Raw genomic sequence first — 12,555 nt, 5'->3', positions numbered from 1 at the left:
GCCGCCCGCCGATACTCCTGCCGCGTTTGTCTCGGTCATGTTTGTCATCGTCTCGCTGCGGCGGGCCGGTGGGCAGAGCCTCTGGCACACCGATCGTAGGAGCAAAGTCACCGATCGACGGGGTCTCCGCCCTCGACCGCCCCGACAGGGACCTCTGTGTCGTGACAGCGAGCGCGCATGACATCGACCTCAGTCGGCGGTCACGATGCGCGCCCCGACGAGCAGTGCGGTTACCGCGACGATGCCGACGAGCATCGCGAGCCGATTGACATCGACAGCGGGCCGCCAGGTCAGTCGTCCGTTCTCGATCACGTACACACCCACCGGCTTGGCTCCGAGACCGAACCCGCCTCCGGATCCCTCACCACCGTCTTTGTCGCTCCCGCTGCCGATGCCACCGCCGCCGGAGACAGTAGCGACCTCGATGACGGTGACTCCGTCGCTCTGCACGGGATCGGAGTAGACACGCCGTACCGTCATCGAATCTTTCGCGAGAGTCATCAACTCATCGATTTTCATGTGCCCGACCTATCTATCGGTCAAGACCTGAGCGGATGCTCGGTCGAGTCCAGTCTCGGCCACGGATTCCTTCACGCCGAGGGTCTTTCGGCCCGCTGTTCGAAGGCGTAACGGCATCAGAAATGGGCGCGCCGCGATCCCTTGCTCGCCACGGCCGCAGAGATGAGGCCCTTGGTCCCCAGCACCCGGGCACGACGGCTCTGACGACCCGCCCGGGACTGAGCGAGGCTGAGGCGACACAGTCCAGATGCGCAGATCGGAGCCGATATGGGCGAGTACGTGGCCGACTTCCGCGAGTTGCGGCTCGCCGATACCGACATAGCCGGCGGCAAGGGAGCGAATCTCGGAGAGTTGGTGGCGGGGCACCTGCCCGTTCCGCCCGGTTTCGTGATCTTGCGCTCCTGCTACGAGCAGGTGATCACGGCGGGTCCGCACGGCGCCGAACTCGACCGCCTACACGGTGAGGCGCTCGATTCGATCACCGATGAGTCCCGGATCGCGAAGTCGTGTCTGCGGATGCGTGAACTCGTACACGAGGCAGCCCTCGACGGCGTCGTCCGCGAAGCGGTCCTGTCCGCCTATCACGGACTCGGCGACCAGGTCCCCGTCGCGGTCCGCTCGTCGGCGATCGGCGAGGACAGCGCCACCTCGTCCTTCGCCGGCATGAATATCTCACGGACCAACGTGCGCGGTGACGACAAAGTGCTAGAGGCCGTCATCGACTGCTGGGCGTCGCTTTTCACTCCCCGAGTAGTCACCTACCGGGCGCGACGAGGCATGCGCGGACGTCCGGTGATGGCCGTTGTCGTCCAGCGCATGGTGAACGCACAGCGCTCGGGGGTCGCGTTCACCGCCGACCCGTCGAGCGGACGCAGGGACCGGGTGGTGATCGAGGCCGCCCGCGGCCAGGGCGAGGTCGTGGTTTCCGGCGCTACCGAACCCGACACCTACATCTTCGATACCGAAGGACCGACTCGACTCGACACGCGCACCGGCCACCAGAGTTACGCGATCGTCGCCGGACCCGATGGCGATCGGCAGGTCGGTCTGTCCGATGCCGAAACCGCTACCCCGGTGCTGAGCGAAGAGCAGGCAACCGCGGTCGCCGAACTCGCACTGGAGGTGCAGAAACACCACGATGGGATTCCGCAGGACGTCGAATGGGTCTTCGACGAGGACACCCTGTGGCTCGTGCAGGCGCGCCCCATCACCACACTGCACGAGGAACCGACCCGACGCCCCATCGCGGGCCCGGTGCCCACCCGTGTCCTGGTACGTGGATTGGCCGGCGCCCCCGGAATCGCGAGCGGCGTGGTGCGCGTGCTGTCCTCCCCCGCTCAGGGACATTCGTTGCGAGACCGCGAGATCCTCGTCGCGCCGATGACCAATCCGGACTGGCTTCCGACACTGACCCGCGCCGCCGCCGTCGTCACCGACAACGGCGGCATGACCTGTCACGCCGCCATCGTCGCCCGCGAACTGGGAATCCCGTGCATCGTCGGCACACGTTCCGCGACAACGACATTGGCGGACGGGTCGATGGTCACCGTGGACGGCGCGGCAGGTGAGGTCCGCGCGGGAGAGGCAGAGCCGAGCGCGACCGAGTCCAGTCGTCTCCCGACCGGCGTCCCGGGTGTGATTCGGGTGCCCACCGCGACGCGGATCTACGTGAACCTCGCGATACCCGATGCCGCCGAACGGGTCGCCGCGGGTGACGTCGACGGGGTGGGACTGCTCCGCGCGGAGACTTTGCTGACCCAGGCGCTGGGCGGGAGGCATCCGCGAGATCTGATCGCACGCGGCGAGGAGCACCTGTTCATCGACCGAATGGCGGAATCACTGCACCGCATCACGGCGGCCTTCCAGCCTCGACCGGTCATCTACCGGACCACCGATTTCCGCAGCAACGAGTTCCGCGCGTTGACCGGCGGCTCCCGCTACGAGCCGGTCGAACACAATCCGATGATCGGCTACCGAGGCTGCTACCGCTACGTTCGCGAGCCCGAGCTGTTCAATCTCGAATTGGCCGCGATAGCTCGTGTCAGGGAACGAACACCGAACCTGCACTTGATGATTCCGTTCGTGCGCACCCGCTGGGAGCTGGCCGCCTGCCTGGAACTGGTCGACGCGAGCCCGCTCGGACGCCATCGCGGCCTGCACCGCTGGGTCATGGCGGAAGTCCCCTCGGTCGTGCACTGGCTCCCCGAGTACATCGGCCTCGGCATCGACGGAGTCTCCATCGGCAGCAACGACCTCACCCAGCTCATGCTGGGCGTCGACCGTGATTCCGAGCAATGCGCCGAACTGTTCGACGAATCCGATCCCGCCGTGCTCGACGCCATCGGACGCATCGTCTCCACCGCGCGGCGACACGGCATCACGTCCTCGCTCTGCGGTCAGGCGCCGTCGAATCATCCCGAATTCGCGGAGCATCTGGTGCGCATGGGCATCACCTCGATCTCGGTGACGCCCGATGCCGCGCCCGCCGTCCGCGCCACCGTCGCCGCCGCCGAGCGACGACTGCTGCTCGATCGCGCCCTGCTCGACCCGCGGACCTGATCAGACGGCGACGACCTTTCCGGAACCGGGAGGGGGGACCTCTCCTTCCCGGGTTCGGACGTCGCCACGGTCAGGACTCGATCAGGGGATGCCGCCGTCGGACCGCAGAATCGATCCGGTGGTGTAGCTGGACGCGTCGGAGGCCAGAAACAGGGCGGCACCGATGATTTCGGACGGCTTTCCGGCGCGTTGCAGGGCGTGCGTGGCGAACGGGTTGCGTGACGGCTCGAGTGTGTCCAGCCCCCACGCCTTGCTGACATCGGTGAGATACGGACCCGCCATCAGCGTGTTCACCCGAACCTTCGGCCCGAACGCGAGGGCAAGGCCCTCGGTCATGGCGTTGAGGCCCGCTTTCGCCGCCGCGTAGGGGACGATCCACGGTGTCGGACGAATCGAACCGGTGGAACTGACGTTGACGATCGACCCGCGCCCCGCCTCGACCATCTTCTCGCCGACCAGCGCCGCCAAGCGGAACGGTCCCTTGAGGTTGAGATCGACCACCGAGTCGAACAATTTCTCGCTGACCGAGGTGAGCGAGTCGTAGACCGGCTGCATCCCGGCGTTGTTGATCAGCGTGTCGATCTTGCCGAACCGTTCGTAGGCGGCCTCGACCAGACCGTCGAGTTCGTCCCATCGGCCGACGTGCACCGCGTAAGGCAGTACCTGGCGACCGGTGGCCTCCCGGATCTCGTCGGCGGTCGCCACACACGAGTCGTAGTTGCGGCTCGCGACGATCACATCGGCACCGCAGTGCGCCACGGCGAAAGCCATTTCGCGCCCGAGCCCACGGCTGCCACCGGTGATCAGCACGACCTGATCGGTCAGATCGAAAACACCGTCCGCGTATCCCATCAGAGGCTCCCGCTCGGCGGCGACATCGTGTCATCTCTCCGAGCCAACAGCCCGACAACGGTCGGTAGACCTTCGGTTTCCATCCGCACAGCTCCTGACTCTCGAAATGAAGAATATCGTTCTCCATTTCGAGTATGTCAATCTGAGCCGGTCGCGATCACTCCAACGGCCGTACGACCTCCGCCAATGCCCGACGCGGTGTGGCAGGCAAGTCCGCGGCGCTCGTGGCGGCCCAGCCGACCCGGACGACGAGTTGCGGAAAGCCGCTGTCGGACAAGACATCGGCCCGCAGCAGTTCCCGCGTACCCGGCAGTTCCAGTGGCTCGGTCAGCGGGCAGGTCGCCAATCCATAGACGGTGGCCGACAACAGCACGGCGCTGGTGGCTTCGCCCGCGCGCAGGCGAGAGAGCTTGTCGTCGGAGCCGGTATGCACGAGCATCAGGGATCCGTGCTCGTCGAGATCACCTATCGCCGTCTCGGTGAGGGTCGAGGCGTGGAATTCTCGTGTCAGCGGATCCGGCGACAGCACCGCGTTGCGGGCGGGCACTCCTTCGGAATCGGCGTGCCGCCCGCTCCACCGGGCGAGTTCGTCCTGATACCCCGGATCGGCCCGGTGCGCGGCAGCAGCCTCACGGAACGCCTCGATGAGGCGGATACGAGTGCTTCCTCCCGGAATCTCGCTGACCTGCGCGCCTTCCGCCGCGCCCGCCGCCGCCATGGCGGTGACGAAGGGGGCGGGCACCTCCCACGAGGTGAGCCGACGTCTGTCGCTGCGTCGGTCTTCGATCGCGCGCGCCATCGACACCACGTCGGCGGTCGGGGTGATCGGCACGAATTCGACAGCCGCCAGGTGTCGCGGGTCGTCGGGGTTCGGGAGCCGATGCACGACGGTGTGCCAGCCGAACGAGCGCGCGGCCACACGGAAGTGATGCAGCGCCGCACCACAGCTGATCAGCAGATCTCGATTGTCCGGGTCGGTGTGACGCAGACGTCGGTCGTCATCGAGGTAGAGGTGCACGGTGGTGTCGCCGACCCGCCACTGCCACGGCTGGCTGTTGTGTATCGAGGGCGCGCGCACAGCCAAGGCCAGCGCTGCTCGCACGGTGTCGGCGTCAGGGTGCCTACCGGTCATGGTCTTGCCTCGTTTCGGACGCATCGCGAACGATGATCATGGGGCACTCGGCCGAGTGCAGGAGGGAATTGCTCGTGGAACCGAGCGTCATGGTCGCGAACCCGCCGCGGCCGTGGCTGCCCACGACGATCAGTTGGGCTCCCGCCGATTCGTCGAGCAGAGCGCGGGCGGGCCGGTCGCACTCGACGATCCGTGTGACAGGGACGTCGGGATATCGCTCCTGATAGCCGGCGAGTTGTTCGGCGAGCAGCGCGTGCTCCGATTCGCGGATCGAATCCCATCCGACCATCGGAACGGCGATTCCGGTCGAATCACTCCAGGTATGCAGGGCGGTGAGCCCGACTTTGCGCAGCGACGCCTCGGCGAAGGCGAGTTCGATCGCCGGTCTGCTGTTCTCGGTGCCGTCCACTCCGACCAGTACGGGTCTGACCTTCCATTCCTCGGTCAGTCCGGCGACATCGTGGATCACCGCGACCGGACAGTGCGCGTGTCGCACTATCGCGGTACTGACCGAGCCCAGCAACCCACGCTGAAGCGCCCCGAGGCCACGACTTCCGACGGCCAGCATCGACGCGGACTTCGACCGTTCGATCAGCAACGGTCGCACGTCCTCGAACGCCACTTCGGTGGTGATCTCGAGCTCTCCGCCGGGTGCTGCCTCTCGGGCCACCCTGGCGGCCTCGGACACGAATCGCTCACCGGCACTGGTCAACGACTCGATATCCGAGTCGGACAGGGGCATTGTCGGCCCGAGCCCCTCGGGAAGTCCCATGGAGGTCAGGATGTGCAGTGGCCATCGGCGCATGGCAGCGGTCACGGCCGCCCATGCCGCGGCCTGGTATGCGGACGCCGAATTATCGACAGCGACCACCAATCGCGGGCCGGGAGCCTGTGCGGAGTCATCTGCCATTGTTCTGCCTTTCATCGGCGTCGGTCACCTCTGATACCGAGCTTTCCGCATCGGTGTTCCGCAGGGCAGAGACGAAAGTCCCGGCCCCGATGGGCCTGTGGCACCTAACCCGAACACCTCACGTTTCCGGTGTTCCTCAGACAGAGGGGGAGTTACACAGTGGCGGTGCGGAGGTCTCCAGGACCTCCGATATCGGGCGCCGCGGGACCGCGGGCAATGCCACGTCGCTGTCCGACCACCCGATTCGGATGATGGCTTGCGGGTAGGCGGTACCGTCCAGCACCCCGGCACGAATGCGATGACGCAGTTCGGGGACCTCGAGGGGTTCGGTCAGCAGGCACGTCGACAAACCGATATTCGTCGCGGTCAGCAGCACGGCGCTGAGCGCCTCACCCGCCTGCAGGCGAGACAGCCGACTGTCACTGACAGTACCGAGCACCAGCAACTCCGCGTAGTCCGGTTCTCGCGAGGTATCCACCAGACGAGGGGAGGCGAAGATCCGGCTCGGGATGGCCCGCCCCCGGCGTGCCCGGGGCGTACTCGCGGACGGAACACCGTCCGAACCGCCTTGTCGGCCACTCCATTCGGCGAGTTCGAGTGCGTATTCGTGGTCTCCGGCATGTCGCCGAGCCGCTTCGTACATCGTCTCGACCAATGTACGACGAGATTCGTACGCGGCCTGGCGCACCGAGGCGCCATTGGCCGCAGCGCGTTCGGTCATCAACCCGAGGTAGCCCTGCGGAATGGGCTCGGAGGTGAAACTCCGTCTATCGGTTCGTCGTCGGGTGATCGCCGCACCGAGCGCGATATCGGTCATCGTCGGCCTGTATCGAACCAGTTCGACGGTGGCGAGGTGGTCGGGCCGGTGTGGATCGGGCATCCGGTCCACGACGGTCGACCATCCGAGCGAGGCGAAAGCGATGCGTAAGTGATGCAGCACCGTCCCGCAACTCAACAGCAGGTCGCGCCGATCGGGGTCCGTCACACGCAGCGCGCGCGCCGGATCGGAATAGAGGCGCAGGCCGCGGTCGACGATACGAAAGCGCCACGGCTGGGTGTTGTGCACCGATGGCGCGCGCACCGCGAGCGTGAGGGCGGTTTCGATGATTTCCACATCGGGCAGTCCGTACCGCATCCTGCGTTGTCCTTTCCTTCCTTTCGAGCATCTGGAGTTCACGCTGCCACCGCGGTCCGCTCCCGGTTAGGGGAAGATGTACCCGCACCGGAGGACCTACGGCGATGCCTTCCGCTCGGCGCGCCCTCGGTTCGACCGAGTTCGACACATCCGTGCGGTTCTGTGTCTACCTTTGGTCCTTCTCACCGGGGCACTGCGCCCCTAACGCGCGACCGACGCCGACGCGACACTCGGAGGTGCATCGCTGTCGCGGAGAATCGTCTGCCGCAGCGGCCGAAAGGAGTGATCATGTCGACGCTGGCTCAACGGCGAACCGATCGTGGTTTCCGTACCGCACTCGCGAGCGTCGCGGCCTTCGTGGCCATCTGGGCGTACGCCGGTGCGGTGGGTCTCGCCTCCGGCGCGGGAGCCGATCTCGGCGCCGAGGCAACCGCCCGGCTGCCATTCCGCAGTCCGGGCTTCGCTGCCCTGCTGTTGGCACTGGTGGTCGGTATCCCCATGACGGTCAGCGCGATGGCGGCGCTGTGCTCGTGGCAGAGCGTTATCACCCTCTGTGGAGGTAGCGGTCTGCTCTTGTTCGCCTGGGTCACCATCCAGCCGTTCGTCATCGGCCGCTCGCTCTGGCTGCACCCCGTGCTCGGCCTGCTCGGATCGGCGATGTGCGTGCTGGCGTACGGACTGTGGCGTCACCGTCACGACGCGACCGGCCGGGCATCGCGTGCCGCGGCCGTATCTCCACGGATGGTCCTGGGCGCCTGATCTACGACCGCTAGGGCGGCTCGATGGACGCTGACCCAGCAAACAATGGAAGGCAGTTATCGTGAATTGGCCCCTCGCAGTAGTGATCGTCGCCGTCGTCTTCGCCGTGATGGTCATCGTCACCACGTACCTGTCGACGAGAAAACCGTGAAACCGACCGCATCGCGCATCCCGACAACAGCTGCCTCGTACAGAACGCACAACGGCGAAGAGGCAGCGTGAAAGACTCCGCTGTTCCCGATGAGACCACGGTCAGCGCGGTCGTCGCGCGTGCGAATCGAGCGCCGTCGTTGCACAACAGCCAACCCTGGCAATGGCGCTGGAACGGCGCCCGCTTGGACTTGGCCGTCGACGCCGAACGACTTCTGCCTGCCACCGATGCCTTCAACCGACAAGGCATCATCGGCTGTGGCGCCGTTCTGCACCACGCGGTCGCAGCGTGGAACGCGACCTGGTGGCGGCCACGACTCGAGCGCTTCCCGCAACCGAGCGACCGCACCCATCTGGCTTCGCTCGAGTTCCACGGACGCCGCGCCCCATCGGACACCGATTTCGAACTCGCCGCGGCGATCGACACCCGTTACTCGGACCGCGCGCCTTACGGCCCCACACAACGATGGCCCGACCTCGCACCGGTCTTGGCGGAGGTCTGCCGTCAGCACGACACTCGCCTGGTACCGATCGATGACCGGACACGGGCCACACTCGGCAAGATCTCGTGGAGTGCCTCGGCATCGCGGCGTCGAGACCCCAACTATCAATCCGAACTCGCCTGGTGGCTCGGCGGCGCCGGCCCGTACGCGGGTGTCCCCGCCTCGGCCCTGCCACCTCGCGAGGACCCTGTCCGTGTCCCGGCCAACCGTGAATTCCTCACCGGCACAGCGGACCAGGGAGCGGAGCACCACGATCAGGCCCGAATTGTCGCGCTCGTCAGCCATGACGACACCGTCGAATCATTGTTGGCGTGCGGTGAGGCGTTGTCGGCGGTCCTCTTGGAGTGCACCGAGTACGGCCTGTCGACCTGCGTGATGAGCCATCTCACGGAAATGCCCGCGACGCGCGCGCGGGTTATCGAGGCGATGGGCGAATCCCACCCCCAGATCTTCGTGCGCCTGGGTCGGGCCACCGCGCCGAAACCGCCGCGCACACCCCGACGACCAGTCGATGACGTCCTGATCATCGGGTGAGGACAGGCTATGTGTTCGGCGAGACCGTGCAGCGAGTGAGGCCACCCGGTTCCCTGCCGACTCCGTACCTTCGTTGCCCCGACACGAACACCCAGCACACCCCAGATGTCACGAACCGCGGTCACCGCTCGCACCCGAACCGGGCACCGACCAGCGGTCTGACGGCGGGCTATATCGCGCCCCTGTCTCATCACCATATAGTGGTGTCATGCCGGACACTGAGGCCCAGCGGTCTGGTTCTAGATCGAATGGCCGGATCGCTGTCACCGAGACGCTGTCGCAACTGCGACTCCACGAGTTACTTCTCGAGGTGCAAGACAGGATCGCCCAGATCGTCGATGTTCGCGACCGGATGGATCGACTGATCGAAGCCATGCTGGTCGTGACCGCCGGACTGGATCTCGACAACACCCTGCGCGCCATCGTGCACTCTGCCATCGAACTTGTCGACGCGGGCTACGGCGCCCTCGGCGTCCGCGACAGCGACGGAAAACAGCTCGCCGAATTCGTATACGAGGGCATCGACGACCGCACCCGGGTCACCATCGGCGACCTGCCGCGCGGACACGGCGTTCTCGGCGTTCTGATCGATCACCCCGAACCCATCCGCTTGGCCAACCTGTCCGACCATCCCTCCTCGGTCGGTTTCCCCGCGCACCATCCTCCGATGCATACCTTCCTCGGAGTGCCCGTTCAGGTCCGGGACGAGGTTTTCGGCAATCTCTACCTCACCGAGAAAGCCGGCGGTCTGGAATTCACCGACGACGACGAGGTCGTCGTCCAAGCGCTGGCCGCCGCCGCGGGCATCGCCATCGAGAATGCCCGACTGTACGAACTGAGCCGTGTACGGCAGCGCTGGCTGGAAGCGACCAGCGACGTCGCCACCGAACTACTCGGCAACGGTGAGTCCACCGAAGTCCTCGAGGTCATCGTCGAACGCACGCTGACACTCACCGATTCCGCCGTCACATTCGTCGCCAGACCCGAAGACACCGACGCGCCCGCCGAGGAGATAGCGGAACTCATCGTGGTAGCCGCGGCAGGCGCTCGATCGGACACCCTGGTCACCCAGCGTATCCCCGTGGATAGATCACATTCCGGCGAGGTTTTCCGGACAGGGCGAATGGTTTCGGTCGAGAAGTTGGCCTACAACCCGTTCGGCGACGACACGGACGAATACGGTCCCGCGCTGATCCTGCCGTTGCGAGCGGGGAACTCTGTCATCGGCGTGCTCACCGCGCTGCGTCCCGTGGGCGCGCCGCCGCTGGACACCGCCGCACAGCAGATGATCGGCGTTATCGCAGATCAGGCCGCACTCGCCCTGCGCCTGGCCGACACACAGGCTCGCGTGCGCGAACTGGATGTCCTGTCCGACCGTGACCGTATCGCGCGTGACCTGCACGATCACGTCATCCAGCGGCTGTTCAGCGTCGGCTTGTCCCTGCAGGGCACCGCCCAGCGAATCAAATCTCCGGAGGTCAAGTCCCGGCTCACGGCGACGATCGAAGACGTCCAGACAATCGTCCAGGACATCCGACATTCGATCTTCGACCTGCACAGCAACAACGCGGCCGACTCTTCGAGCTATCGCAAACACCTCCACGGCATCATCGTCGACACGACCGCCGATTCCGGTCTGCGCACCACCATTCGACTGGCCGGTCCCGTCACCGTTCTGGAACCCCCGTTGTCCGACGACGTCGAGGCCGTCCTGCGCGAAGCCGTGTGCAATGTGGTCCGTCACGCGCACGCGACCACCCTGTCGGTGGAATTGCGTATCCGCGACGACGTCACCATAGAGATCACCGACAACGGCAAGGGGATCAGCGACGGCGATACCCGTCGGAGCGGCTTGGCCAATCTTGCTACCCGCGCGGCGAACGAGGGAGGCACCTTCAGCATCGATCCGAACCCGGGCGGAGGCACGATCCTGCGCTGGTCGGCTCCCCTTCCCTAACCGTTCGAGATACCTCCGTCGCCGGGCTGCTCGGCAGCGGCAAGGAGACGCACGGCTCGTACCGCCCCATCACACGCCTGCGGGAGTACGCCCAACAGCCGATCGGTCACGTCCAACTCACGTTGGTAGAGCAGACCGTAGGTGAAACTCGGCTCCTCGTCCTTCTCCGCGTCCCGGCTGATCTGCAGCAGGTGCCGCTTGGCGACCACTGCGTCGTGATGCTCGCCGAGCGCGTCTTGCAGCGACTCCAATGCGGCCAGCGCTCGCTCTCGTTCCGGCTCGCACGGACCGATCGACTCGATGTAATACCGCAACCTTCTGACAGCTTTGCGGACGGAATGGACGGTGGCGTCGCGCGAATCCTCGCCCAGCGCCAGCGCCACGGCCCGCATCCGGTCCTGCACACGTTCGACGAGATCGGCGAGCAACACGTCGGGACGATCCACGTACGCCCAGTTGGCCGTGCCGCCGCGCAGTTCATCGATCTGCGAGTCGAGATCGGTCAGAACGGCGAGGTAGCGCCTCGAGCCCAACAACGCCCGGCCCTCGTTCCTTGCCTGTTCGATGTTGTAGTCGAAATACTGTTCGACTCGCTCGCGCACCGGACCGCGCAGATACCGAGCGCGCAACGCTCCGGCGCTCGACCGCAGGCGCACAGCTTGGACATCCAGATCGTGTGCCGCACCGAGTGCGAGCCCGAACCAGCGCAGATCCTCGATCAGTCGACGTAGTTCGCGATGACGATCACGCGCGATGCGATGGGCGGCAACGGCGCTGCGGGCCCGTCGCGCCGCGACGATGATCGCTGGAATCGCCTCGGCGTCTCCACTACGCGCGGCGATCTCCCCCTCAACGATGATGTCGCGCTGTGCGCACAGGTAATCCGCCAACGCCGCGGCGTTGGACATCCTCACCGAATCGATGTCGAAGGCGCCGGCTGTTGATGAATCCGTGTTCAGGGTCTGTTCGCGCGTCATGGTGCCACCTAGCGTGGAAGTTCGTTCGGTCGTTTACCCCACACTTGCTCAGGAACGGCCTGTCCGGACAGGGCCGTTGGTCGCACAAGCGCGAGTCCTCCGGCCGGTACATCTGCCCGGGTGTTCCCCGGCACCGACTATCGCGGCGCACCGTACGACCGGTGCGCCGCGCCCGCATTCCTCGAGCTGCGATCCGCCGCAGCGCGGTTCCTGCCGCGAAAAGCCTTGCCGAGTCACGATTCTCGATCCGAGCACACAGGTTGGGTCTACCGCTGCGATACGCAGCGCTTTCCGTCGGTGTACGACCGACCGCAGACCTACCGGGAGCCTAGCCCGCACCGTCGTCCACGGCAGAGGCCGGAAACCTCGGTGTCGTTGGTCTCCGGATTTACCGACCGAATGCTCTTCGCCGGGCCGAGCCAGCCCCGTACGAATAGGTATATCAATGACGTAGGAAGGTGCACGTGGACTCGTTCAATCCCACCACCAAGACCCAGGCGGCGCTGACCGCCGCCCTGCAGGCGGCCTCCGCCGCGGGCAATCCGGAGATTCGTCCGGCGCACTTGCT

General features: G+C 66.0%; 11 protein-coding genes. 5 read left to right on the top strand and 6 right to left on the bottom strand.

All coding sequences use genetic code 11. The features are described 5' to 3' along the window. Positions 1 to 189: 189 nt before the first annotated feature. Positions 190 to 519: a spore germination protein GerW family protein gene (locus JZ792_RS29215; RefSeq protein ID WP_216915470.1), complete on the bottom strand. Its 330-nt coding sequence runs from the start codon at positions 517 to 519 to the stop codon at positions 190 to 192. A 267-nt stretch (positions 520 to 786) separates the two neighbouring features. Here JZ792_RS29215 and ppsA point away from each other — a divergent pair, with 267 nt between their 5' ends. Further along, the gene (gene ppsA, locus JZ792_RS29210) at positions 787 to 3,078 is read left to right on the top strand and encodes a phosphoenolpyruvate synthase (RefSeq protein WP_216915468.1); all 2,292 of its coding nucleotides are present in this window, start codon (positions 787 to 789) and stop codon (positions 3,076 to 3,078) included. An 81-nt stretch (positions 3,079 to 3,159) separates the two neighbouring features. Here the strand turns inward: ppsA and JZ792_RS29205 are convergent, their stop codons facing one another. The 4 genes from JZ792_RS29205 to JZ792_RS29190 all read right to left on the bottom strand — a co-directional run bounded on the left by JZ792_RS29205 (position 3,160) and on the right by JZ792_RS29190 (position 7,107). Next, positions 3,160 to 3,930: an SDR family NAD(P)-dependent oxidoreductase gene (locus JZ792_RS29205; protein WP_216909425.1), complete on the bottom strand. Its 771-nt coding sequence runs from the start codon at positions 3,928 to 3,930 to the stop codon at positions 3,160 to 3,162. A 157-nt stretch (positions 3,931 to 4,087) separates the two neighbouring features. Further along, positions 4,088 to 5,086, bottom strand: a complete 999-nt coding sequence (locus tag JZ792_RS29200; protein WP_254190511.1) for an Acg family FMN-binding oxidoreductase — start codon at positions 5,084 to 5,086, stop codon at positions 4,088 to 4,090. Further along, on the bottom strand, positions 5,052 to 5,972 hold the full coding sequence (locus JZ792_RS29195; RefSeq protein ID WP_216915466.1) for a universal stress protein: 921 nt from the start codon (positions 5,970 to 5,972) through the stop codon (positions 5,052 to 5,054). Before JZ792_RS29195 ends, JZ792_RS29200 begins: the two co-directional genes overlap by 35 nt. Before the next feature lie 136 nt (positions 5,973 to 6,108). Next, positions 6,109 to 7,107: an Acg family FMN-binding oxidoreductase gene (locus JZ792_RS29190; protein WP_216915464.1), complete on the bottom strand. Its 999-nt coding sequence runs from the start codon at positions 7,105 to 7,107 to the stop codon at positions 6,109 to 6,111. Between the two features lie 288 nt (positions 7,108 to 7,395). Here JZ792_RS29190 and JZ792_RS29185 point away from each other — a divergent pair, with 288 nt between their 5' ends. The 3 genes from JZ792_RS29185 (at position 7,396) to JZ792_RS29175 (ending at position 11,010) form a co-directional block, all read left to right on the top strand. Continuing rightward, positions 7,396 to 7,866: a hypothetical protein gene (locus JZ792_RS29185; protein ID WP_216915462.1), complete on the top strand. Its 471-nt coding sequence runs from the start codon at positions 7,396 to 7,398 to the stop codon at positions 7,864 to 7,866. A 218-nt stretch (positions 7,867 to 8,084) separates the two neighbouring features. Further along, positions 8,085 to 9,053 (top strand): Acg family FMN-binding oxidoreductase, encoded by a 969-nt coding sequence (locus JZ792_RS29180; protein WP_216915460.1) that lies wholly within the window; start codon positions 8,085 to 8,087, stop codon positions 9,051 to 9,053. Between the two features lie 208 nt (positions 9,054 to 9,261). Next, on the top strand, positions 9,262 to 11,010 hold the full coding sequence (locus JZ792_RS29175) for a sensor histidine kinase (protein ID WP_216915458.1): 1,749 nt from the start codon (positions 9,262 to 9,264) through the stop codon (positions 11,008 to 11,010). Here the strand turns inward: JZ792_RS29175 and JZ792_RS29170 are convergent. Beyond that, entirely contained in the window at positions 11,007 to 11,987 is a 981-nt protein-coding gene (locus JZ792_RS29170) for a CHAD domain-containing protein (protein ID WP_216915456.1), read from the bottom strand. The genes JZ792_RS29175 and JZ792_RS29170 overlap by 4 nt on opposite strands. A 464-nt stretch (positions 11,988 to 12,451) precedes the next feature. Here JZ792_RS29170 and JZ792_RS43550 point away from each other — a divergent pair. Next, positions 12,452 to 12,555, top strand: a 104-nt coding sequence (locus tag JZ792_RS43550) for a hypothetical protein (protein WP_438804399.1), incomplete at its 3' end; no start/stop codon positions are given.

The organism is Nocardia noduli, from assembly GCF_019038455.1.
Lineage (GTDB): Bacteria > Actinomycetota > Actinomycetes > Mycobacteriales > Mycobacteriaceae > Nocardia > Nocardia noduli.
The sequence above is the reverse complement of the archived record's forward strand: the minus strand, read 5'-3'. Positions and strand labels throughout refer to the sequence as shown.